23 protein-coding genes are annotated in these 21,985 nt (G+C 54.0%); 13 read left to right on the top strand and 10 right to left on the bottom strand.

The features are described from left to right. Positions 1–127 precede the first annotated feature (127 nt). The 3 genes from AB4Y96_RS02620 to AB4Y96_RS02610 are packed head-to-tail and all read left to right on the top strand — an operon-like array spanning position 128 to position 2,800. Positions 128–1,147: an ABC transporter substrate-binding protein gene (locus AB4Y96_RS02620; RefSeq protein ID WP_441915481.1), complete on the top strand. Its 1,020-nt coding sequence runs from the start codon at positions 128–130 to the stop codon at positions 1,145–1,147. Positions 1,148–1,160: 13 nt separating this feature from the next. Beyond that, positions 1,161–2,012, top strand: a complete 852-nt coding sequence (locus AB4Y96_RS02615) for an ABC transporter ATP-binding protein (protein WP_441915479.1) — start codon at positions 1,161–1,163, stop codon at positions 2,010–2,012. After that, complete coding sequence (locus tag AB4Y96_RS02610) at positions 2,009–2,800, top strand: ABC transporter permease (RefSeq protein WP_441915477.1); 792 nt, start codon at positions 2,009–2,011, stop codon at positions 2,798–2,800. The genes AB4Y96_RS02615 and AB4Y96_RS02610 overlap by 4 nt, the downstream gene beginning before the upstream one ends. A gap of 38 nt (positions 2,801–2,838) precedes the next feature. Here the strand turns inward: AB4Y96_RS02610 and AB4Y96_RS02605 are convergent, their stop codons facing one another. From AB4Y96_RS02605 to AB4Y96_RS02595, 3 genes are all read right to left on the bottom strand, one after another. Then, positions 2,839–4,131 carry an MFS transporter gene (locus AB4Y96_RS02605; RefSeq protein ID WP_441915476.1) on the bottom strand — a complete coding sequence of 431 codons (1,293 nt, stop codon included), beginning with the start codon at positions 4,129–4,131 and terminating at the stop codon, positions 2,839–2,841. Between the two features lie 83 nt (positions 4,132–4,214). Further along, positions 4,215–5,465: an aminopeptidase gene (locus tag AB4Y96_RS02600; RefSeq protein WP_441915474.1), complete on the bottom strand. Its 1,251-nt coding sequence runs from the start codon at positions 5,463–5,465 to the stop codon at positions 4,215–4,217. 72 nt (positions 5,466–5,537) lie between these two features. Further along, positions 5,538–6,851 carry an MFS transporter gene (locus AB4Y96_RS02595; RefSeq protein ID WP_441915473.1) on the bottom strand — a complete coding sequence of 438 codons (1,314 nt, stop codon included), beginning with the start codon at positions 6,849–6,851 and terminating at the stop codon, positions 5,538–5,540. 305 nt (positions 6,852–7,156) lie between these two features. Here AB4Y96_RS02595 and AB4Y96_RS02590 point away from each other — a divergent pair, with 305 nt between their 5' ends. Further along, on the top strand, positions 7,157–7,837 hold the full coding sequence (locus tag AB4Y96_RS02590; RefSeq protein ID WP_091879662.1) for a superoxide dismutase: 681 nt from the start codon (positions 7,157–7,159) through the stop codon (positions 7,835–7,837). Positions 7,838–7,841: 4 nt separating this feature from the next. Here the strand turns inward: AB4Y96_RS02590 and AB4Y96_RS02585 are convergent, their stop codons facing one another. Both AB4Y96_RS02585 and AB4Y96_RS02580 read right to left on the bottom strand, forming a co-directional pair. Next, the gene (locus AB4Y96_RS02585) at positions 7,842–8,687 is read right to left on the bottom strand and encodes an SDR family NAD(P)-dependent oxidoreductase (RefSeq protein WP_441915470.1); all 846 of its coding nucleotides are present in this window, start codon (positions 8,685–8,687) and stop codon (positions 7,842–7,844) included. A 48-nt stretch (positions 8,688–8,735) separates the two neighbouring features. Beyond that, positions 8,736–9,182, bottom strand: coding sequence for a hypothetical protein (locus AB4Y96_RS02580; protein ID WP_441915468.1), 447 nt, complete (start codon positions 9,180–9,182; stop codon positions 8,736–8,738). Positions 9,183–9,516: 334 nt separating this feature from the next. Here AB4Y96_RS02580 and AB4Y96_RS02575 point away from each other — a divergent pair, with 334 nt between their 5' ends. From AB4Y96_RS02575 to AB4Y96_RS02560, 4 genes are all read left to right on the top strand, one after another. Beyond that, positions 9,517–10,503: an MlaD family protein gene (locus AB4Y96_RS02575; RefSeq protein ID WP_091879666.1), complete on the top strand. Its 987-nt coding sequence runs from the start codon at positions 9,517–9,519 to the stop codon at positions 10,501–10,503. 68 nt (positions 10,504–10,571) lie between these two features. Next, entirely contained in the window at positions 10,572–10,943 is a 372-nt protein-coding gene (locus tag AB4Y96_RS02570; protein WP_441915466.1) for a hypothetical protein, read from the top strand. A 3-nt stretch (positions 10,944–10,946) separates the two neighbouring features. Further along, complete coding sequence (locus tag AB4Y96_RS02565; protein WP_162700285.1) at positions 10,947–11,099, top strand: hypothetical protein; 153 nt, start codon at positions 10,947–10,949, stop codon at positions 11,097–11,099. A 3-nt stretch (positions 11,100–11,102) separates the two neighbouring features. Beyond that, entirely contained in the window at positions 11,103–11,342 is a 240-nt protein-coding gene (locus tag AB4Y96_RS02560; RefSeq protein WP_441915464.1) for a helix-turn-helix domain-containing protein, read from the top strand. Between the two features lie 131 nt (positions 11,343–11,473). Here the strand turns inward: AB4Y96_RS02560 and AB4Y96_RS02555 are convergent, their stop codons facing one another. From AB4Y96_RS02555 to AB4Y96_RS02535, 5 genes are all read right to left on the bottom strand, one after another. Then, positions 11,474–12,250 (bottom strand): SDR family oxidoreductase, encoded by a 777-nt coding sequence (locus AB4Y96_RS02555; RefSeq protein ID WP_441915462.1) that lies wholly within the window; start codon positions 12,248–12,250, stop codon positions 11,474–11,476. Positions 12,251–12,255: 5 nt separating this feature from the next. Next, positions 12,256–13,095, bottom strand: coding sequence for an aldose 1-epimerase (locus AB4Y96_RS02550; protein WP_441915460.1), 840 nt, complete (start codon positions 13,093–13,095; stop codon positions 12,256–12,258). Next, positions 13,095–14,048: an L-arabinose ABC transporter permease AraH gene (gene araH, locus AB4Y96_RS02545; protein ID WP_091879674.1), complete on the bottom strand. Its 954-nt coding sequence runs from the start codon at positions 14,046–14,048 to the stop codon at positions 13,095–13,097. The genes AB4Y96_RS02550 and araH overlap by 1 nt, the downstream gene beginning before the upstream one ends. A 22-nt stretch (positions 14,049–14,070) precedes the next feature. Beyond that, positions 14,071–15,579 (bottom strand): L-arabinose ABC transporter ATP-binding protein AraG, encoded by a 1,509-nt coding sequence (gene araG, locus AB4Y96_RS02540; protein ID WP_441915458.1) that lies wholly within the window; start codon positions 15,577–15,579, stop codon positions 14,071–14,073. 69 nt (positions 15,580–15,648) lie between these two features. After that, entirely contained in the window at positions 15,649–16,632 is a 984-nt protein-coding gene (locus tag AB4Y96_RS02535; protein ID WP_091879677.1) for an arabinose ABC transporter substrate-binding protein, read from the bottom strand. A gap of 207 nt (positions 16,633–16,839) precedes the next feature. Here AB4Y96_RS02535 and AB4Y96_RS02530 point away from each other — a divergent pair, with 207 nt between their 5' ends. The 5 genes from AB4Y96_RS02530 (at position 16,840) to kdpA (ending at position 21,974) form a co-directional block, all read left to right on the top strand. After that, positions 16,840–17,595 (top strand): FadR/GntR family transcriptional regulator, encoded by a 756-nt coding sequence (locus AB4Y96_RS02530; protein ID WP_441915456.1) that lies wholly within the window; start codon positions 16,840–16,842, stop codon positions 17,593–17,595. A gap of 29 nt (positions 17,596–17,624) precedes the next feature. Next, on the top strand, positions 17,625–18,773 hold the full coding sequence (gene dgoD / locus AB4Y96_RS02525; protein WP_441915454.1) for a galactonate dehydratase: 1,149 nt from the start codon (positions 17,625–17,627) through the stop codon (positions 18,771–18,773). Positions 18,774–19,694: 921 nt separating this feature from the next. Then, complete coding sequence (locus AB4Y96_RS02520) at positions 19,695–19,850, top strand: hypothetical protein (protein ID WP_175540557.1); 156 nt, start codon at positions 19,695–19,697, stop codon at positions 19,848–19,850. A gap of 297 nt (positions 19,851–20,147) precedes the next feature. Beyond that, positions 20,148–20,237 (top strand): K(+)-transporting ATPase subunit F, encoded by a 90-nt coding sequence (locus AB4Y96_RS02515; RefSeq protein WP_091879681.1) that lies wholly within the window; start codon positions 20,148–20,150, stop codon positions 20,235–20,237. A gap of 33 nt (positions 20,238–20,270) precedes the next feature. Continuing rightward, positions 20,271–21,974, top strand: a complete 1,704-nt coding sequence (gene kdpA, locus AB4Y96_RS02510) for a potassium-transporting ATPase subunit KdpA (protein ID WP_441915452.1) — start codon at positions 20,271–20,273, stop codon at positions 21,972–21,974. The last annotated feature ends 11 nt before the right edge of the window (positions 21,975–21,985 follow it).

Raw genomic sequence — 21,985 nt, 5'->3', positions numbered from 1 at the left:
TTGCCTTGCGCTTCTGGAATCCGGGTGGTAGCGTTTTGAAAACATGTGAAAACAGGTGGACATCACGCGGATCGTCAAGGCGTTTCGATCGTCTTGTGAGCTGGAAAGTGATGCCGGGAGGAAGACAATGGAACGGCGTGAATTTCTTGTGGGCGCAACAGCACTGTCGATGCTGGCTGCGTCAAACACCAAGCTTATGGCACAAACAGCCGGGGCACTGGAAAAGACCAGTCTGACGCTGGGTGTTGGCGGAAAGCCACTTCTTTATTATCTGCCGCTGACCATTGCCGAGCGCCGCGGTTTCTTTAAGGACGCTGGTCTTGACGTTACAATCAATGATTTTGGTGGTGGCGCCAAATCCTTGCAGGCGCTGGTTGGCGGTTCTGTCGATGTGGTGACGGGTGCCTATGAGCACACGATCCGCATGCAGGCCAAGGGGCAGGATGTTCGTGCCCTGTGCGAGCTTGGCCGTTTTCCAGCCATTGTCATCGCCGTGCGCAAGGAACTGGCTGACAAAGTTAAGTCTCCGGCGGATTTTGCCGGTTTGAAGCTTGGTGTGACAGCGCCGGGGTCATCCACCGCACTCACCATCCAGTATGCAATGGTCAAGGCTGGTCTAAAAGCCAGCGATGCACCGTTGATCGGTATTGGTGGTGGTGCCAGTGCCGTTGCTGCAATCAAGCAGGGTCAGGTGGATGTGATCTCGCATCTCGATCCTGTCATTGCCAAGCTTGAAGCCGATGGTGATATCAAGATTCTTATCGATACACGGACCGAGGAAGGCACGCGTGCCCTGTTTGGCGGCTCCAATCCAGCGGCTGTTCTTTACGTGAAAAAGGATTTTGCGGACGCCAATCCCCACACCTCGAAAGCGTTGGTGGGTGCCTTTGTCAAATCTCTGAAGTGGTTGCAAACAGCCTCGCCGGAAGACATTGCCGACAGCGTTCCCGTTGAGTATCAGCTTGGCGACAAGCCGCTTTATCTCAAGGCGATTGCCAATTCGCTGCCCACCTATTCGCTGGATGGGGTTCTTCCCATGGAAGGCATGCAGTCCGTTCTCAATACGCTGAAAATCCTCGATCCTGAATTTGCCAATGCAACCATCGACCTTGCCGCGACCTATGATGACCGTTTCATCAAGGGATAGGGCATAAGGAGCGATGACCATTGCACAAAAGACTCAGGCAGAGCTGAACGAGACGCAAGACGCCAACGCCGTCGAACTCAATGGCGTCCATATCGCGTTCAGCCTGCCAGATGGCGGCATCTATGAGGCCGTTGGTGAAACGAATCTCGTGGTCAGCGACCGGGAGTTCGTGGCGATTGTCGGCCCGACGGGTTGTGGAAAATCGACATTGCTCAACGCAACGGCAGGTCTTCTTAAACCCGCGCAGGGACAGGTGAGGACATTCGCCAAGCCTTTGTCGGGCCTGAACAAACATGCGGGCTATCTCTTCCAACAGGATTCGCTGATGCCGTGGAAGACAGCCATCGATAATGTATCTATCGGGCTTGAGGTATCAGGTACATCGCGGCGCGAGGCACTGGAACAGGCACGTATCTGGCTTGGCAAGGTTGGGCTATCCGCCTTTGCTGATCGCTATCCGCACATGCTGTCGGGCGGGCAGCGCAAGCGCGTCGGGCTGGCGCAGGTGCTGATCCGTCATCCGAAGATATTGTTGATGGATGAGCCATTCGGGCCGCTGGATGCGCAGACGCGGTTAATCATGGGCGATCTCCTGCTCAGCCTTTGGTCGGCGGATCGTAAGGCGGTGATGTTCGTTACCCATGATCTTGATGAAGCCATTGGCCTTGCCGACCGGGTGATTATCATGTCGGCTGGGCCTTCCTCCCGCATTATCGGCAATTATACGATCCCGCTGAAACGGCCGCGCAATATGGCTGATATCAAATCAGAGCCGCAATTCCATGAAGTGCATCGCGAGATTTGGAATGCGCTGAAGGAGGAAGTTCTTAAAGGCTACCGCCAGAGCGAAGAGGTGCAGCCATGAACAGGCTAACGCTCATCAGCCTTCAGGTTCTTGTCGCCGTTGTCGTTCTGGTCTTCTGGCACATTGCCTCAACAACAACCCTGATCGGCAACCCGAAAACCATCAGTTTCTTCTTCGCAGAACCTCTCGCTGTGGGTAAGCGCATGGTCCAATGGTTCAGGGAAGGGTCGATCTGGTATCATCTTGGCATTACACTGACTGAAGCGGCACTGGCCTTTATCATCGGCTCGCTGGGCGGCGTAATCATCGGATTCTGGTTTGCCCGCAAGCCTTTGCTGGCAGCGGTGTTTGATCCCTATGTCAAGGCTGCCAATGCCTTGCCGCGTGTTGTGCTTGCGCCGATCTTTGCGTTGTGGCTGGGTCTCGGCATCTGGTCCAAGGTGGCGCTCGGCGTGACACTGGTGTTCTTCATTGTCTTCTTCAATGTCTATCAGGGCGTCAAGGAAGTCAGCCCAGCCGTTCTTTCCAACGCCCGCATGCTCGGCATGAATGAGCGGCAGTTGCTGCGCCACGTCTATATGCCCTCAGCCCTGTCGTGGATGTTTTCATCGCTGCACACATCGGTTGGCTTTGCCGTGGTTGGTGCGGTTGTGGGCGAATATCTCGGATCGGCGGCGGGTCTGGGTTATCTTATCCACGAGGCCGAAAGCGTGTTTGATGTTACCGGCGTTTTTGCCGGGATGTTTGTGCTGATGGGGTTTGTCATTCTGGTGGACTGGCTGGTGACGCTGGTCGAAAACAGACTGCTTGTCTGGCGACCCAAAACCTCGGTTATTTCCAACCGGTGAGATGACCGCCACCGCATCGCGGTGACGGTCTTATATATTCAAATGATGGCCGTAAGATCTGTCCCACGCGTTTCCTTCGACAAAAGCACGCAGATAATGCCGGGAATGACCATAACCGCCGCATAGATAATCACTGCATGGGGCGAGCCTGTTGCGCCAAGCAGCAGCGTTGCGATAAGCGGCGCGACCGAGCCGCCAACCACCGAGGCCACCTGATAGCTGATGGACATGGCCGAATAACGCACATGGGTCGGAAAGAGTTCGGTGAAGAACGGCGCCATGCTACCAACGATAATGCCATGAAAGGTCAGGGTGAGCAGTGTCGCCTGCAGGACCAGTTGCGGATCGGCGCCATGCGGCAGACTGAACAGATAGGCACCTGCAGCCAGACCACCAACAAGCCCCAGCAACATCAGTGGTTTGCGGCCAAAACGATCCGAAGCATAGGCGGCTGCCATGATCACGACCACTTCAAGGATCGATCCCCAGAAGAGTGCCCCTACACCCACGGACCGGGCGAGCCCAAGGAACTGGACGGTGAGAACGAGAAAGAACGTTGTAAACAGATAGAACAGCGTGTTCTCGGCAGTCTTGACCAGAAACACCTGACCCATGGGCTTGCTGAAATGTTTGAAGGCTTCCGACAGTGGTGCGGCCGGTACGGATTTGCGCTTTTCAACAAGCTCAATGAAGGCGGGCGATTCTTCCACCTTGCGGCGCATCCAGAAGCCGAGGACAACCAGAACTATCGAGAACAGGAATGGCAGGCGCCAAGCCCAGTCGATAAAGGCCTGTTCGCCAAGGCGCAGGGTAAGAAAACTGATGGTGGCTGCTGCCAGCACGTTTGCAGCAGGTCCGCCAACCATCGGAAAGCTGGTCCAGAAGCCACGCTGTTTGCCTGGCATGGATTCGGCGACAATCAGCAGCGCTCCAGTGGCCTCGCCGCCAACGGCAATGCCCTGAAAAATCCGCAGCAACACTAGCAGAACCGGTGCGAGAACGCCAACGGACGCGTAGGTTGGCAATAGGCCCATGGCAAAGGTCGAACCGCCCATCATGGCAAGGCTGACCACCAGCGCATTCTTGCGGCCGATGCGATCACCAAGCACACCGAAAATGATGCCGCCGAGCGGGCGGGCGATGAACCCGATGGCAAAAGTGCTTAGTCCCAGCAGAATGCCGATTGCCGGATCGGCAGTCGGAAAGAACGCCTTGTCAAAAACCAGCACCGCGCATGTGGCGAAAATAAAGAAATCATACCATTCGATGATGGTCCCAACAGCGCTGGCAAAGAGCAGCCGTGCGCGTTTTCCGAATCCGTCCTGAGCCATGAATTTTCCTCCCAAGGTATTATTATCCCCGGGAGGTTCTATCGGCTCATTTTGTAACCATCAACGCATGCGGTTAGGGCTTCTTAGGCCCATTCGCCCTTGCGCATGACGGGCACGGCGCTGCCGTCCTTATTGATGCCGTCAACGTCAACTTCGCCAGAGCCGATCATCCAGTCGATATGAATGAGGCTCTTATTGCCGCCACGCGCTGCGACTTCTTCGGGCGAAAGCTTGTCGCCATTGACGAAGCATTTGGAATAGCACTGGCCAAGCGCAATGTGGCTTGCTGCGTTCTCGTCAAACAGGGTGTTGAAGAACAGAAGTCCCGATGCGGAGATCGGCGAGGAATGCGGCACCAGCGCCACTTCGCCCAGACGGCGGGCACCTTCATCAGTGTTCAGCACCTTGTTGAACACTTCCTCACCGCGCGAAGCCTTGGCTTCGATGATTTTGCCGCCTTCAAAGCGAACCGAAATGTTCTCAATCAGCGTGCCCTGATGCGACAGCGGTTTGGTACTGGAAACATGGCCATCAACGCGCAGGGCGTGCGGTGTTGTAAAGACCTCTTCGGTGGGAATGTTTGGATTGCAGGTGATGCCGTTCTTGGCGGTGGAAGCGCCGCCCTGCCATTGATGTTCATCGGCAAGACCAACAATAAGATCGGTACCCGGTCCCTTGAAATGCAGGGAAGCAAAATTAAGGCCGTTCAGCCATTCCCGCCGTTTGGCCAGCACCGCATTGTGCTCCCGCCATGCACTGACCGGATCATCAATATCAACACGCGAAGCGGCAAAGATGGCATCGGCTAGCTTAGCAATGGCTGTGTTCTCGTCAAGATCCGGGAAAACCTGCTTCGCCCAGGATGGATTCGGATACGAAACAATGTTCCAGTTGACGTCAAAACCGGCAATTTTCTCCAATGCTGGCTGATAAGCCTTCGAGGTCGCCCTGTTGGCACGGGCAACCTTTTCAGGGTCTTCCTGTGAGAGCAGCATTGGATTGTCACCGGCAATGGCAAGGCGTGCGGTGTTCGATGAAAAGGCCTTGGCCATTCCCTCATAGAGCCATGTGGCGGCATGGTCGAAGCTCTCCGCCTGCGCATGACGATAGCGCATCAGCGCCGCTTCTTCGTCCGCATAAAACGGCGTTACCAGACCGGCGCCCGCCTTGTAGGCATGCTCGGTAATGCGGCGTACCAGGGGCAAGGCAGCCAGCGGTGCTGTGATCAAAAGATCTTGCCCCGCCTGCAGCTGCAGACCGATCTTGACGGCGACTTCTGCCAGACGGTCGAGCTTGACGGGATCAACGGGATTTATTTTCGCGGATAAGGTCATGACGGTTCCAGAATGTCAGATGAGGGATAAGAAAACGGGGAAGTCGGATCACTTCCCCGTATGTTTGTTTGATCAATCCTCGTGGATGAGGCTGTGATCGCGGCTATCGCGCATCTTGATGTAGACGATCAGGGACAAGCCGATCATGATGGTCACATACCAGAAGAACCATGTCTCATGGCCCATTTCCTTGAACTTTAGTGCCACCCATTCGGCGGTGCCGCCAAAGATCGTATTGGCTAAAGCATAGGGCAATGCGACGCCGAGCGCCCGGATATGGGCCGGGAAAAGCTCAGCCTTTACCACCGCGTTGATGGAAGTATAGCCGGTGACAATCAGCAGACCTGCCAGTGAAAGGGCAAAGGCAGTATAGGGGTTGGTTGTGACTGCCAAAGTCGAAAAGATCAGATAGGTGAAAAGAACACCGAGAATACCGAAGCCGACCATCAGCGGCTTGCGGCCGATCTTGTCCGACAGAGCACCGGCGATTGGCTGGCACAGCATGAAAATCAAAAGTGCCAGTGCGGTGATTTCAGTGGAGGATTCTTTGCTGAAACCCGAGGTGTTGACGAGGAATTTCTGCAAATAGGTGGTGTAGGCGTAGAAGGCGAGCGTTCCGCCCGATGTCAGCGCCAGAACAGTAAAGGCTTCTCTCGGATAATGCCGGAACAGGGCAAAGCCGCTGGATTTCGGCCCGGTGTCGTTCTTGGCGTTATGAAAGGACTGGGTTTCGGCAAGACCACGGCGGATATAGAAAACCGCAATTGCCAGAAAGCCGCCAATGGCGAAAGGAATGCGCCAACCCCAGGCACCAAGCTGTTCTGGTGTGAGAATGCGTTGCAGGATGAGCAGAACGACGAGGGCAACCAGCTGTCCGGAAATCAGCGTTACATACTGGAAGCTTGAATAGAAGCCGCGGCGATTTTTGCCGGCCATCTCGCTGAGATAGGTAGCGCTGGCGCCATATTCACCGCCGACGCTGAGGCCCTGCAACAGGCGCGCCAGAACCAGAAGGGTTGGTGCGAACAGACCGATCGACGCATAACCCGGCGTGATAGCGATCAGAAGCGAGCCAAGGCACATCAACGTCACCGATAGTGTCAGACCGGCTTTACGGCCCTTGCGGTCGGCGTAGATGCCCATGACCCAGGCACCGATGGGCCGCATCAGGAAGCCAACGGCAAAGACAGCAGCGGCGCTCAAAAGCTCTGCGGTCTGGTTGCCTGAGGGGAAGAACACCGGCGCAAAGTAGAGGGTGAACGCGGCATAGACATACCAGTCGTACCATTCGACGAGATTACCTGCCGATCCACCGATGATGGATTTCAGTCGGGTTTTGACATCGGGGGCGACGGCGAGTGGCGCGGTTTCAGCAATATCGGTCATGAAATTCCTACCTTTGACTATGACTGACCGTCTGTGCCGGTGAGATTTTCAGCACGACGTTTATCGGGTTTGGAACGGGGACTCCCTGATTTCAAGTCTTAAGGTAGCGACAGGCAGAATTCAAACGCTTATCCGACCCAATGGATTCGAAGCGACGCAACTGCACCAAAGCGTGATAGGAAGGAGCAGAAAATTGCCACGATCCGGGAACTCCTTCTGAATTGTACCGTTCTTCCAGATCGAGAAAGGCACGGTCCAAGACAAATTTCGCTCATCTTGCCCTTAACAATCATCAGGAGAAGAAGATGGATCTCAACAGACGCGATATGCTGGTGCTCTCGGGCGCGGCGGCGGCAACAACGCTCTTTGCTCCAACCATTCAGGCGCATGCGGCGGTTCCTTTCAAACAACCGGAATTGCCCTATGCGGAAGATGGTCTGGCGCCTGTGATATCCGCGCGCACTGTCGGCCTGCATTACGGCAAGCACCATGCGGGCTATTTCAAGAAGCTCAACACGCTGGTGGAAAAGACGCCCTATGCCGATCTTTCATTGGAAGAGGTGGTCATACGGGCGAAGAAGGAAGGCAATGCGCCTATTTTCAACAATGCGGCCCAGGCCTGGAACCACAATCTCTACTGGCAACAGTTCAAGGGCGGACCTACCGCTGCGAAAGGCGCTTTTGCTACGGCGGCGGAAAGCAGCTTTGGCGGAATTGATGGTTTGAAGAAGAAGATTGTTGCCGAGTCGGACAATGTATTTGGAACCGGCTGGGTCTGGCTGGTCAAAGACGGTGACAAGCTTGCTGTGGTGGGCATGAAGGATGCTGGTGATCCTCTTGCAGAAGGCAAGAAAGCTGTGCTTGGCATCGATGTCTGGGAACACGCTTATTATCTTGATTATGAAAACCGCCGCGCCGACCATGTTGCAGCGGTTCTCGATAAGCTTGTTAACTGGCAGTTCGTTTCCGAACAGTTTGACGCCTGATCAGCTATTTCTCGCGTTTGAGGAAATCGGCAAATTCGTCCTGATAGTCCAGATGCCAACGCGATAAAGGCGGGCGATTTTCTATTATATCGCCCGCTGCCCAGAGGATGCGCCGCTCGTCGGTACGACGAACCACATCATTATCAGGGCACAATATATAGAAATCTCCCGCCGTTACGCTCTCAAGCAGGAAGTCGACTGTTTGCTCGGATGTCCATGCACCCGCGGGCTTTTCCGTCCTGCCGCTTGATGTAAGTGCAGTAAAGACAAAACCCGGAATGAACAGATGCGCGGTCACCTGACAGCCTTCGGTATTGCGCAGCTCATGTTGCAGGGCTTCGGTAAAAGTTTTCACGCCTGATTTGGAGACATTATAGGCAGGATCGCCGGGTGGGGTGGTTATACCTTGTTTTGAGCCTGTGTTGATGATGAGACCGGGTTTGCCCCGGGCAATCATATCAGGTCCGAATACCTGTGTTCCCCGCACAATGCCGAACAGATTGACCTCGATGATCCTGTCCCATCCGCCGGGTTCAAAGACACTGCTGCCGGGCTGGATGCCGGCATTGTTCATAAGAAGGCTGACTGGACCGAGTTCCGTCTCGACTTGCTGTTGCAGCCCCTGCAAGTCTTCAACCTTGGTTACATCCGTGCCAACGGCAATGGTATCATCCGGATTGCCGTGTTCGCGAACCTTTGCCAATGCTGTATCCAGTTTCTCGCCCGGCAAATCAGCAATACAGACCTTAAGACCCATCGTGGCAAAGCGGATCGCTGCAGCAAGGCCTATGCCCGACGCGCCGCCAGTAATCACGGCAACGTTGGACGGCATAAGGACCGGATGTGTCATGGCAATTCTCCTGCTTGGATTCAATTCGGCTTTGCGATGGAGCAGAGCTTAGCCGAAATTCGGCACACGAATATAATGTTCCAGCGGACTGATATGTTCATGCGATTCGCCATCCCGATCATCGTCTTGTGAATCCTGCGCAAGCGCGGCATCTTTCTGCCTGCGCGCCTCAAGGATTTCATTGTCGGAACTTTCGCCCATGCACAGCGCACCAAGCAGGATCATGCGTGCTTTGTCGGCGAGCCCCGAATGGTTTTCATCGAGGGCAATATCCAGAATAACCCGGCTGAAATCGGTCGGTTCCAGCATTTTTTCCACGCTGTATCCGGCCTTTTCGCGGCGCGTATTCTCGGTATCGATCAGGGTATAGAGCTTTTCACGCAGATCAGCGCCGACATTCTCATACTGGATTGCCAGACTTGGTGCGGCCGTGGCGAGCTTCTGCTTTTGCCGCTCCCGGTGCCGCTTTTGTCTCTCTGCGTTGGATAATGCCATGGGTATGTCTGTGCCGTAACGAACGCGAATCACTTACATTAACTTGATAAGGGTGCGTTCCCTACCGGGCAACATTATGGTCACGTAACACACAGACTGTTGATAACAGCCGTTACGATTACGTGAGTTACGTAACGGGAACGTTATGAGATTTGGCTCTTGCCGTAACGTCAGGGGGCAATCGTAACGTTGGTCGCAGCCTCCCGATGTTAGCAAATAAGACAGTTCTTCTATCGGAACCATCAAGAAGATAGTGGCGTTTGGTGACATGCAAGGCTAGGGATATCGCACGATATGGTTGTGAGCATGTCGGTCTGGATGAATGGAATCGTGAATGGAAACCAAGGCCAATTATCTTGTGGTCAGTATTTTCACCGTGCTGGTGAGTGTGCTGGCCCTTGGTTTTGTCTACTGGATCGAGCGTTTGGGCGACACCCGCCCGACATCAATGCTTGAAATCCGCATTCCCGGTTCCGTAACGGGGCTGGTCGTCAAGAGCCAGGTTTTGTTCAATGGCTTGAAGGTCGGCGAAGTCACGCGACTTTTCATTGATGCAAGCAATCCTGATGTGGTTATCGCCCAGACTGAGATCGATTCAACCACGCCGATCACGCGGTCGACTCAGGCGGAACTGGCCTTTGTCATGCTGACCGGACAGGCTTATATCGAGTTGAAGGGCGGCAAGAGCTATGAGCCCAAGCTGCTTGAAGAAGCGGAAAAGGAAGATACGGTCGCGCGTATCGATATTGATCCCTCGTCCCTGAAAACATTGGTGCAAACGGTGCAGGATGTTCTTCAGAAGGTGGATCGCGCGATGGATGCCACCGAAAGCTATCTGGACGAAATGAAAGGGCCAGCTCTCGACAGAGCGCATGAGGCAAAGGATTTTACCCAGCAGCTTGCGGATAGCACTGAGATGATCAACCGTTACGGACAGCGGGCGCAGGATGTACAGGCGGTTATCAAGGATGCGCGCGAAACCATGTCGCGGATCAATGAGGCCTCGGTAAAAGTCGATGATGCCCTGACCAGGCTGGACAAGGAACTTTCCGAGGACAAAGGCGGTACGGTTGCCAATATCCGCGAACAGCTGCAATCCTATCGCGACACGGCTGATGGCCTGCAGGCGCGCCTTGCCCCGATCATGAAAACACTGGGAACCTATACGGGCGAAAAGCTGCGCAACGCGCAGAAGTTTATTTCCGATAGCCGCCGTTCGGTGGAGAGTATCGAACGCGCTATTTCGAATTTCGACAGCAATCCACAGGAACTGCTGTTTGGCGGAGAAAACAAAGTACCCGAGTATAATGGGCGGCGCTAACCAACCAAGGTTGCGCTCGACACGTCTCTTTTCGACAGGTAGCGTTGCAGCACATGATGGGGGATGCGATGCGGTTTGCGGTGATCGGAACGGGACTTGTGATTGCCTTGTTGGCGGGTTGTACGACACCATCCGGTGGCAGGAGTAGTGATGCCAGTCTGATCGCCGATGTCAAACAGCTGGTGACAATCTCCTATCAATGTCAGAACGCACTTGGCCGCGAGCCGCATTATTCCGCCATTGAAAGCAGCGAAACCATTCTCAAGGCGCTGGGTCGCTCGCCCGAAGAGGCCGACAAGACAGTCCGGGGCTGGCTGAAAGGGTTGATCGCTTCATCGAAACAGCCAACGGATATGGACCGCAAGGCGTGTAAAGACACATTGCTGAAGCAGGCGGAAAAAGTGCGAATCGAATTTGAGGCGCGAAAAGCCGGGGAATGATGCATGGATGAGCCGCAGCCACCGCGTTCAGGGCTCCTGTCGCCAGTGCAATTCGTGCTGGTGCTTGTGTTTGCGGCTGGTGTGAGCTCAATCCTGTTTTATCCGGCGATGTCTTTGCTGGGGCGGATTGTCGGTCTGTTCCGGGCAACAGGGTAACGGATGGCAAAAACGCTTGGGACGGAACAGCACAAGGCATTAATCGCCATGCTGATTGCCAAGCGTGAAGCCGCTGGCTTTACGCAAGCTGAACTTGCCAACGCATTAGACGAATACCAGTCCTTCGTTGCCAGGTTGGAAAGCGGTCAACGCCGTGTGGATGTGGTCGAGCTGATCTGGCTTGCACGGGTTCTCGGCTTCGATGCGGCGCAGCTGGTAAAGGCGATTGAAGCTGTCAGGTGAAATATGCTTCACTGTGGAACGGAGCTACGATGGCCCAACCGCATCATGTCAATGATCCGAATATCCGGTTTCTGCGACCAGAAAAAACAATAAGACCGGCGCAGATGCTTTCGTTGGCGTGATCACGGGTGTTAACCGTGCTGCCGCACACTCAAGCCACCGTCGATAGTCAGGCATGTGGCATTCATGAAGGGGCACTCGTCAGAGATCATAAACACGGCGGCGAGTGCTATTTCTTCGGGGGATGCGATACGCCCGCCCGGATGCAGGGCCATTGTTTCCGCTTTGGCAGCATCAGGATCGGGAAACGAATTCCAGTAATCTATGACCTTCTGTGTCGAGACATAACCGGGTGCCAGTGCGTTCACCCGGATGCCTCTGGCGGCATATTCCAGCCCCAACGACTTCGTCATGCCGAGCAATGCATGTTTGGCAAGAGGATAGGGGAAGGTATGGGGAATGATGGTGAAGGCATGGGTGGAGGCAATATTCAAAATGGCGCCACCGCCGTTCGCGATCATATCAGGCAGAACCGCCTTGCAGCAATTCCATGCGCCCTTCAGATTGACATCGAAACAGCGTTGCCATTCTTCATCTGTCGTCAAAAGCGGCTCATTGAAGACGTTGATACCTGCATTGTTAATCAAGGCATTCAACGGACCGATGACAGATTTCGCCCGGACCACCGCTGCCATAATAGCGGGCTCATCGGTGATACTCACCGCACTCGACTCTACCGTCGCACCGATGGTTTGAAGGTCGGCTGCAACCTGCTGCAAGAGCAATTGGTCCGTGTCAATGAGATATAGGCTCGCCCCTTCTCTGGCGGATGCCTGAGCGATGGCAAGCCCTATCCCTTGAGCGGCGCCGGTGATCATGATCCGTTTGTCCGAAAGACGTCTCGCCATCTGTATCAGTCCCTCATTTCGTCGATGCGCAGTGTAATGCCGCCGCTTAATTTATCACCAGGCTCCAGAGTGGTGAGATTGCCCAGTTCGGGCAAGTTATGCCCATTCGGCAGATGGCTCATCGGCTCGAAACAAAAGAAATCTTTTCGATCTTCAGGAGCATAAATCATGTAATGAGAAAACAAGGGATCTCCTGATATTGCCGCAGTCATGCGCGCTTCCGGCCAGGCGATTTGTGCTGTTCCGTTCCAGCCCGCAAAAGCATTGTTGACCCACCGGTCCGGCAGGTGATTGAAGGCTGCAAAATTCAAATCATCAGGGACCGGTCCTGCCGTATCGGGTAGATGTCCTGTCTTTTCACTCCAGAATAGTGTTGCTGGCGCTCGCAGCCGCGTTTGCTGCGTTCTTGGAAAAAAGGGATGGAATCCCAGTCCGAAAGGCAGTGCAATTTCTCCCCGGTTTTCCACACTCAGGCCAAGATTAAGTGTGTTCCCGTTGATCGAAACTATCTGAACTGCGCGATACGAATAGGGTGATTGGTGCGACGCTTGGTGCTCATAAGCCAAACGAACATGTGTTTGGCTTTCCTCCACCACCAGCCAAGGTGCCAGCCAGCCATCACCATGCAGATAAAGCGGATCGTCTTTCGTATTGGGCTTGAGCACATGTGTTTGGTTGCGAAAGCGAAATTGGTTCCCCGCAACGCGATTGCCAAAGGGAACCAGTGGAAAGCACCCAACAGGTGCTGGTTTCAGGAAGGGTTTTCCGCAAAAAGTGGCTGCCATCAGGCAGCCGCCTTGAGGGTTGATTTGAACGTTCAGCTCGCTGTTGCCAAGGCGGACCATCAGCCTCTGCGGCCCACCGCACCAGATCTCAGATTGTCGAGCAGCACCGCCAGAAGCAAAATCAAACCGCGCACAACATATTGATAAAAAGCCTGAATGTTCAAAAGGTTCATGACATTCTCGGCTATGCCCATAATCAGAACGCCTACAATGACACCCGCCATGGCTGCCCGGCCTCCGGCCAGCGACACACCGCCAAGCACGCAGGCCGAAATTACCGACAGCTCAAGGCCTGTCGCCGCATTTGGCTGTCCAGACGTAATGCGTGAGGCAAGGAGAATACCCGCAATGGCGCAGACAAAGCCCTGCAGCGCAAATATCCAGACGCGCATGGAAACGACATTGACGCCGGCCAGTCTGGAGGCCTCGGGATTGCCACCGATGGCAAGTGTATTTTTGCCAAAGACCGTTCGGTTGAGGATAAAGCCAAAAGCAATGAAAAGTACGAGCATGACCCAGATGGGCGCCGGAATCCCAAGGAATTTCGACAGGGCAAGCTGGTAGAAATTGGGATCGTTGATACCGACAGCTCTGCCATCGGACGAAATGAGCGCGAGGCCGCGAACGATCTGCATGGTCGCAAGGGTCGTGATCAAGGCATTGATGCGAAAGCGCGCGATGACCACACCATTGACCAATCCGACGAGCGCGCCACAGAGAAGCGCTGCGATCAGGCCGAGCAATATGGAACCGGTGGCGTTTGAAGCCATGACAGCGATCATCCCGCAGAAGGCAACTGTTGACCCGACAGAAAGATCGAAATCCCGCGAGGCAAGGCAAAACATCATTGTGCAGGCGACAATGCCGATTGTCACAACCGACTGCAGCAAGCCGAGCATGTTGCGTTCCGTGAGAAAGTTGGGAACGAACACCGCAACGACGATAAAGGCCAAAGCAAAGATGACAACGAGACCTTGTTCGCCAAGGAGAAGCTTTTTGAGAGACACGCTCATTTCAAACCTTTTTCAAATCAGTTTAGGCCACGGCTGCGGCAGATCTGTCGGGAAGGGCAGCTGCAAGGATTTTTCTCTCGTCGAAAGCGTCGCGATCATATACGGCAGCGATACGCCCCTGACACATCACCGCAATTCGATCCGAGATACCCATGACTTCCGGCAGCTCGCTCGAAATAACGATGATAGCCATGCCATTTTCGGCCAGTTCGTAAAGAATGTTGTAAATTTCCGCTTTTGCACCGACGTCTATTCCGCGTGTGGGCTCATCAATGACAAGCACCTTGACGCCCTGCTCGGAAAGCCAGCGGCCAAGAATGACTTTCTGCTGATTGCCGCCGGAGAGATTGACGATGTCCTGCTTGCGTGAAGGCGTCCGTATTCGCAATTTCTCGATGAAGCGATCCGCGAGCCTTGCCTCTTTACCCGGCTGCAATATGCCCAACGGTGAAAAATGACGGCGTGATGAAACCGCAATATTCTCCTCGATGGAACGGCCCTGAATAATGCCATCGAATTTGCGGTCTTCCGGGCACAAGACCATACCGGCTTCAATGGAATGCCGGGGATTATTACCGCCAACAGCCACGCCGTCGATCGTGACGGTGCCGGTATGGCGATGGTCAGCGCCATAGAGCAACCGTGCCATTTCTGACCGCCCGGCACCGATCAGGCCGAAGAAACCGAAAATCTCGCCCGAGCGAACGTCAAAGGAAACAGGGTTGGGCAGAAGCCTGCCACCGAGCTTTTCAACCTTCAGGCGCTCGGTTCCTATTTTGCGGGCGCGCCACCCCCAAATATTGCTGATCTCGCGCCCGACCATCTCCGTAATCACCTGATCGCGCGTCACCTCCGCGAGACTGGCATGATGGGCGGCAAGCTTGCCGTCCCGCAAAACAGTCAGGCTATCACAAAGACGAAACACCTCGTCGAGCCTATGGGAGATGTAGAGGATGATCTTGCCTTGGGCTTTCAGTTTGCCAATCAGTGCAAACAGAATTTCGCTTTCACGGGACGACAGGGAAGAGGTTGGCTCATCCAGAGCAATCACGCGTGCATCAAGCATGACCGCCTTGGCAATCTCGACCATCTGGCGCTGGCCGATCGAAAGGTTTGCAACCTTGATTCTGGGATCGACATCAATGCCGATTGCTTCAAGCTTCTGCGACACATCCGAGACAAGCTTCTTGAAATCGATCATGCCTGCCTTGGCAGGGAACCGTCCGAGCCAGAGGTTTTCGGCAACCGTCAGTTCGGCGACAAGCTGCAGTTCCTGATGAATGACGATGACGCCAGCGTCAAACGCATCGCGCGTTGATGAATAGTGTTGAACTGAACCATCAAGAGAGATTTCGCCAGTGTCAGCGGACTGATCTCCGGAGAGAATGCGGATCAGCGTGGATTTCCCCGCACCATTCTCGCCCATGAGGCCGTGCACAGCGCCCTTTTCCACTGCGAAGGAAATATCGGACAGCGCCTGTACGCCCGGATACCCCTTACTGATGTTTTTGAATTCAAGGAAAGATGCCATGGTCGGCCAAGCCCTCAAGGATTGTACTGCCCGGCAAAATTGCCGGGCGTTTATTGCCTGTTCCGAGGATTATTCGATGCCGAGTTCCTTGCGCACTTCGGCATAATTATCGCGCAATGCCAGCTGCCCGGCTGTCAGGGTCAGCTTTGCCGGCTGTTTGCCGTTGGCGATCCAGTCGTACATGTTGAGGGCAGTTTCGTAGCCGTGACGCTTTGGCGAAATGATCACCGTGCCGAAGAAACCGGTTGGTGTTGGCTTCTTGAACTCGTTGATCGCCGATTCCGCACCACCGATTCCGATGCCGATTACACCGTCAGCAGGAATGCCGACGCTTTCGGTAGCACGGACGGCACCAAGCACGGATTCATCGTTCAATCCCACTGCAACCCAATGTTTGATGCCAGCGTTTTTGTTGAGAACAACCGTTGCCGCGTTGAGTGCAGCTTCCGTGTCAGTCTTGGCCTGCGGGGCGTCAAAAATATTGGCCTGCGGGAAGCCAGCTGCTTTCAGCGCCGATAAGGCGCCTTCAACGCGATCGACGGCAGTCGGTAACTGGTCATAGGAAACCCGGATTGCACCGACGGTCTTCATATCCCAGCCGCGCTTTTTGATTTCGTCGACCATTGCCTGGCCTACAGCTTCACCAATCTTGCTGGCGGAAATTCCCATATGCGGAACATCCTCCAATGGTTTGCCGTCCGCGCCGACGAGGCGGTCATCGACCGTCATCATCTTGAGTTCATTGGCTGTCGCCTTGGCGACGATGCCAGGTCCGAGCTTCACGTCGGGCGTGCAGATGATGAAACCCTGTGCACCCTGTGCACCGAGATTATCAATTGCAGACTGGACTTTTTCACCGTCTTCCGCGCCGATCTTCACCAGCGTGAAGCCTTTTTCCTTGGCAGCGACGTCAGCAAACTTCCATTCATCCTGAAACCACGGTTCTTCGGGTTGTTTGACGATGAAGCCTATTTTGACGTCTGCAGCAAAAGCACTACCAGCTGCAATTATGGCGACTGTGCCAGCCAATATGGCTGCTTTTATAAAGCGCATATCTCTCTCCCAAAAATTTTGGCTGCTCCCAGCAGCACCCTAGGAATAAGTTAAATCATCATACCAGTCAATTGCCAATGTATGATGATTGAGATAGTAGAGAGAAGTGTTGTAGAGTGATAGGACGAGGAGCCCATCAACGGTGATGGGTGTGGATTATAGCGCCGACTTATATGCGGGATGTCGCGTCGGGGTTTGGAGGGCAGGGTGGAGACAGTAATCTTGGGGCAAGCGGAGCAGACCGCTGATGGAGTGCTTCGGCGCCCGCGTGTCCAAAAGAATGTCACAGCGGCCATCGCCATGGAGATTTGTGCTGACCGTTATCCGTCCGGTACACTCCTTCCGCGTGAAAATGACCTTTGCGCACAGTATAACGTCAGCCGCACGGTCATTCGCGAATCATTGAAAACACTTGAATCAAAGGGCCTCGTGCGTGGCAAACCACGGGTTGGCACGACGGTCTGTGACAAGGACGACTGGAATATTCTTGACCAGCAGGTGCTGGAGTGGATGGGCCCGAACATAGCCAATTTCGATCTGCTTGGTTGTATTCTTGAAGCACGCCGCACAGTTGAACCTATGGCTGCGGAATTAGCTGCCGATAGGGCGACGGCACAGGAGATCGCTGATCTTGAAAAGGCTTGGCAAGACATGCGCGACAGTGAAGGCGATATTGGCCGGTTCACCGAAGCCGATGTGAATTTTCACGCAACCCTGCTCAAGGCCAGCCACAATCAGGTTTTCCGGCAATTGTCGGGAATTATCCATGCGGGCCTCAAATACTCGCTGCAGGCCTCCAACGAGGCGGTGGAAACGCGGGACGAAGCGATAGCCGCCCATGGAGAGCTTGTTGAGGCGTTGCGTATGCGCGACAGAGCCGCTGCCCGCAGATGTTCCGGACATCTGCTCGATCTTGCCGCCAGAGATCTGGCGTCAGCGCTCAACGACAGCAAAACGCGATAGATTATCCGAATACTGAAAGTGCAGACACCATGAAGATCACCAAGCTCACCACTTACATTGTCCCGCCCCGTTGGCTGTTTCTCAAAATCGAAACTGACGAAGGTGTTTCCGGATGGGGCGAACCGGTTGTTGAGGGGAGGGCTCTGACGACGGAAGCCGCGGTCCATGAACTCGCGGATTACCTGATCGGCAAAAATCCATTTCTGATTGAGGATCACTGGAACGTTCTCTATCGCGGTGGTTTCTATCGCGGTGGCGCTATTCACATGAGCGCTCTGGCGGGCATCGATCAAGCTTTATGGGATATCAAGGGCAAGGCACTTGGCCAGCCAGTACACGCTCTGCTTGGCGGTCAATGCCGTGATAAGATCAAGGTTTATTCCTGGGTTGGTGGTGATCGCCCTTCCGATGTGGCCCGCAACGCAACGGAAATGGTTGCGCAGGGTTTCAAGGCCATCAAGCTCAATGGATGCGAGGAAATGCAGATCGTCGACAGCTGGGAGAAAGTCGACAAGGCAGTTGCAACAATTGCGACGATCCGGGAGGCGATAGGTCCGCATATCGGTATCGGTGTCGACTTCCACGGGCGGGTTCACAAACCAATGGCAAAGGTGCTTGCCAAGGAACTCGACCAGTTCAAACTGATGTTCATCGAAGAGCCTGTCCTGTCCGAGAATTATGAGGCGTTGAAGGAGATTGCGAACCATTGTTCGACGCCAATTGCGCTTGGAGAACGCCTTTACTCACGCTGGGATTTCAAACGAATCCTTGCGGAAGGTTATGTTGACATTATCCAGCCTGATCTTTCGCATGCAGGGGGCATCACGGAATGCCGCAAGATCGCAGCAATGGCTGAGGCCTACGATGTCGCTCTTGCGCCCCATTGTCCGCTCGGGCCTATTGCTTTGGCCGCATGCCTGCAGATCGATGCAGTCAGTTACAACGCATTCATTCAGGAACAAAGCCTCGGCATTCATTACAACAAGTCCAATGACATTCTTGATTACATTCGCAACAAGGATGTTTTTCACTATGAAGACGGCTTTGTCAGCATTCCTCAAGGGCCGGGATTGGGCATTGACGTTGATGAGGCCTATGTTGCGGAACGTGCCAAAGAGGGGCACCGTTGGCGCAACCCGATCTGGCGTCACGCAGATGGCAGCTTCGCCGAATGGTAAATGGGTGATGCTGCAATGCCCGTTGTCTCCAACGTCTGCTTGCATTTCCTGATCAAATAAAAGCCCTTCAGGTATCCAATACCACTGGGGCTTTTGGGGGCGCTTTTGGCCGTACCGAATTTTCGCCGGGCATTCGTTCAGTGACGGGGATTTGTCTCGTAGACCAAGACAATAATCACTGCCAAAGCCAGAAGAAAAGTAAAATCACGCATTTGTTAATCCTCGCATCAATCACCGATGCGCCGCTTCAACCAGAAAGCCTCAACGCTATCGATGAGGCGGCTATTTACCGCTATAAAGGACAACGCATGGCCAAGCTGCTATCCGCATGTTCACGTTCTTGATTGCGCTCAATTCGCGATGTCCTTTGTGCCTGTAAGCAGGAACCTCGCTACTCGATAAGTCAAATAAATATTCTCCTATAGTTGTTCCAATATAAAATTCGGCATTTTGTTTATAAGATTTTTATTTCTTTCCGACGCCGTCGCAATCGAAAAAATATCCGATCGTAGTTAGTGTCCAGACGCCGTTGTTACTCTGTGGTTATAAACTTTTTCTGAAGAGCGAAACCACATTTACTCGCGACAGCTGGCGTACTTAACAAAAGGACAGAATGCGATGTTTACGCGCTCCAGAATATATTATTTCGCGCATAACAGACAGAATGAACAACCCGTAAGGTTGCCTCCGTCCAGTGCAAATCAGAATGATGTTCACGCCGCACCCGGTCATGAGGAGTTGGGTGTGTTTCTGCGGCTGTGGGGCGTCATTCTCACCGGTGTTGCCGTCATTCTATGCGGCAGCTGGTTGCTCAGATAATGGGCCGCCGGCTCGACGCAATCCGTAGCGACCGTAACGGCCAAGGGAAGCCCACATCCTTGTGGTGGTGAAAACGTGTTTGTTGCGCAATCGGAGACAATCATGTCGGAGCAGCAAATGGATAAGCGGCGCTTCAAGACGCCAACGAATGACGTCAAGGCCGATGCCGCGCGGATCAAATCATTGATACCGATTGCGCTCGGTATCCTTGTGTTGATGGCCGCAATTGACGGTCTTGTCAGGTTTTTCGCCAGGTAGCTGCTGCGCAAATCCTTATAGGAATTTTATATCTTTCCTACGTGTGACGTCTCGAACCTTTATGGCGTTCGGAGTCATAATCCCCACGGTTCGCATCTTATGTACCGCACAAGTAAGCGCAGCATTTATTGAGGCTTAGCTAAGTCTTCAATGAAGTTCTGTCTTGCAGTGATACGATCAATAAAAAGGAGTTCTGTTCGATGGACTTTATTGTTCTCGGAATAGGCGTTTTGTTCTTGGCTCTATCGCTGGCTTATACAAAAGCCTGCGATATCCTTTGACCGGAAAGACTGCCAAATGATTATCGATTACATCCTCAGCGGTGCTGTCACCTTGTTCCTTCTCGCCTATCTCACCTACGCCCTTGTTCGCCCAGAGCGGTTTTGATCGCATCTGGCGCCCGGCTCGGAAAGCTTCACCATGACTCTCAACGGTTGGTTACAGATCCTCGTTTATTGCGGGATCATCATTCTGCTCGTGAAGCCGCTCGGCGGCTACATGACGCGCGTTTTCAATGGCGACCGCACGTTTCTTTCGCCACTTCTCGTTCCTGTTGAACGGGGACTTTATAAAATAGCTGGAACGAATGAGCGCGACGAACAGCATTGGACCACCTACACGGTGGCTTTGCTGCTTTTCAGCCTGGCCGGGTTCCTTGTGCTTTATTTCCTGCAGCGGTTCCAGGGTGCTCTCCCCTTTAATCCTGCGGGGATGACAGCAACAGAGCCAACCCTCGCATTCAACACAGCCATCAGCTTCGTAACAAATACCAACTGGCAGAATTATGGCGGCGAAAGCACGATGTCCTATCTCGTGCAGATGGCTGGCTTCACCGTACAGAACTTTGTCTCCGCAGCGACAGGCATAGCCATTGCTGTTGCGTTGATCCGCGGCTTCGCCAGAGCATCCGGTAATTCCATTGGTAATTTCTGGGTCGATCTGACGAGAGCGACACTCTACATTCTATTGCCCATTTGCATCGTCCTGACACTTGTTTACGTCTATCTCGGCGTTCCACAGACCCTTGGGACCTATGTCGAGGCAACCACGCTGGAAGGCGCCAAGCAGACGATCGCGGTTGGCCCGGTTGCTTCGCAGCTTGCTATCAAAATGCTCGGCACCAATGGCGGCGGCTTCTTCAATGTCAATTCCGCTCATCCATTCGAAAATCCCGATGCAATCTCCAACTTCCTCCAGATGGCTTCAATCTTTGTGATTGGTGCAGCATTGACCAACGTGTTCGGCCGTATGGTCGGCAATCAGCGTCAGGGCTGGGCGATCTTCGCTGCCATGGGCATATTGTTCCTGGCTGGTGTGATCGTTTGCTATTGGGGTGAAGCCGCTGGTAACCCGCTGGTCCATGCACTCGGTATTGATGGTGGCAACATGGAAGGCAAAGAGGCGCGTTTCGGCATCGCCCTATCCGCTCTCTTCGCTGTGATTACCACGGCAGCCTCATGTGGCGCAGTCAATGCCATGCATGACAGCTTCATGGCAATCAGCGGTATGATACCGCTTATCAATATGATGCTGGGCGAAGTGGTTATYGGCGGCGTCGGTGCTGGTCTTTACGGTATCCTGCTTTATGTCGTCATCGCAGTCTTCGTGGCTGGCCTGATGGTTGGCCGTACACCTGAGTATCTTGGCAAGAAGATCGAAGCGAAGGAAGTCAAGATGGCCATGCTGGCTGTCCTGTGTCTGCCTTTGGCAATGTTGGGCTTTACAGCCATTGCCAGTGTACTGCCATCAGCAGTTGCGTCTGTTGGCAATGCTGGCCCGCATGGTTTTTCCGAGATTCTTTATGCCTACACATCCGCCGCCGCCAATAACGGTTCGGCCTTTGGCGGGCTCTCGGGTAACACGCCTTGGTACAACATCACCCTTGGCATCGGCATGTGGATGGGCCGCTTCTTTGTCATCATCCCAGCTCTGGCAATCGCTGGCTCGCTGGTAACGAAGAAGACTGTCCCAGAATCCGCGGGCACTTTCCCGACCCACGGCGGACTGTTCGTTGGCCTGCTGGTTGGTGTGATCCTGATTGTTGGCGGCCTCACATTCTTCCCGGCGCTCGCTGTCGGACCGATTGTCGAGCATCTCGCCATCGGTCTTGGCCAGACATTCTGATGGAGCGTCCA

Source organism: Phyllobacterium sp. TAF24, from assembly GCF_052113785.1.
Lineage (GTDB): Bacteria > Pseudomonadota > Alphaproteobacteria > Rhizobiales > Rhizobiaceae > Phyllobacterium.
This window is presented reverse-complemented; position numbering and strand designations above follow the sequence as displayed.

Excerpts from the sequence above, each read along its gene's own strand:
- AB4Y96_RS02620 (WP_441915481.1), top strand. The coding sequence starts at position 128 with ATGGAACGGCGTGAATTTCTTGTGGGCGCAACAGCACTGTCGATGCTG.
- AB4Y96_RS02615 (WP_441915479.1), top strand. The coding sequence starts at position 1,161 with ATGACCATTGCACAAAAGACTCAGGCAGAGCTGAACGAGACGCAAGAC.
- AB4Y96_RS02610 (WP_441915477.1), top strand. The coding sequence starts at position 2,009 with ATGAACAGGCTAACGCTCATCAGCCTTCAGGTTCTTGTCGCCGTTGTC.
- AB4Y96_RS02605 (WP_441915476.1), bottom strand. The coding sequence starts at position 4,131 with ATGGCTCAGGACGGATTCGGAAAACGCGCACGGCTGCTCTTTGCCAGC.
- AB4Y96_RS02600 (WP_441915474.1), bottom strand. The coding sequence starts at position 5,465 with ATGACCTTATCCGCGAAAATAAATCCCGTTGATCCCGTCAAGCTCGAC.
- AB4Y96_RS02595 (WP_441915473.1), bottom strand. The coding sequence starts at position 6,851 with ATGACCGATATTGCTGAAACCGCGCCACTCGCCGTCGCCCCCGATGTC.
- AB4Y96_RS02590 (WP_091879662.1), top strand. The coding sequence starts at position 7,157 with ATGGATCTCAACAGACGCGATATGCTGGTGCTCTCGGGCGCGGCGGCG.
- AB4Y96_RS02585 (WP_441915470.1), bottom strand. The coding sequence starts at position 8,687 with ATGACACATCCGGTCCTTATGCCGTCCAACGTTGCCGTGATTACTGGC.
- AB4Y96_RS02580 (WP_441915468.1), bottom strand. The coding sequence starts at position 9,182 with ATGGCATTATCCAACGCAGAGAGACAAAAGCGGCACCGGGAGCGGCAA.
- AB4Y96_RS02575 (WP_091879666.1), top strand. The coding sequence starts at position 9,517 with ATGGAAACCAAGGCCAATTATCTTGTGGTCAGTATTTTCACCGTGCTG.
- AB4Y96_RS02570 (WP_441915466.1), top strand. The coding sequence starts at position 10,572 with ATGCGGTTTGCGGTGATCGGAACGGGACTTGTGATTGCCTTGTTGGCG.
- AB4Y96_RS02565 (WP_162700285.1), top strand. The coding sequence starts at position 10,947 with ATGGATGAGCCGCAGCCACCGCGTTCAGGGCTCCTGTCGCCAGTGCAA.
- AB4Y96_RS02560 (WP_441915464.1), top strand. The coding sequence starts at position 11,103 with ATGGCAAAAACGCTTGGGACGGAACAGCACAAGGCATTAATCGCCATG.
- AB4Y96_RS02555 (WP_441915462.1), bottom strand. The coding sequence starts at position 12,250 with ATGGCGAGACGTCTTTCGGACAAACGGATCATGATCACCGGCGCCGCT.
- AB4Y96_RS02550 (WP_441915460.1), bottom strand. The coding sequence starts at position 13,095 with ATGGTCCGCCTTGGCAACAGCGAGCTGAACGTTCAAATCAACCCTCAA.
- araH (WP_091879674.1), bottom strand. The coding sequence starts at position 14,048 with ATGAGCGTGTCTCTCAAAAAGCTTCTCCTTGGCGAACAAGGTCTCGTT.
- araG (WP_441915458.1), bottom strand. The coding sequence starts at position 15,579 with ATGGCATCTTTCCTTGAATTCAAAAACATCAGTAAGGGGTATCCGGGC.
- AB4Y96_RS02535 (WP_091879677.1), bottom strand. The coding sequence starts at position 16,632 with ATGCGCTTTATAAAAGCAGCCATATTGGCTGGCACAGTCGCCATAATT.
- dgoD (WP_441915454.1), top strand. The coding sequence starts at position 17,625 with ATGAAGATCACCAAGCTCACCACTTACATTGTCCCGCCCCGTTGGCTG.
- AB4Y96_RS02520 (WP_175540557.1), top strand. The coding sequence starts at position 19,695 with ATGTCGGAGCAGCAAATGGATAAGCGGCGCTTCAAGACGCCAACGAAT.
- AB4Y96_RS02515 (WP_091879681.1), top strand. The coding sequence starts at position 20,148 with ATGATTATCGATTACATCCTCAGCGGTGCTGTCACCTTGTTCCTTCTC.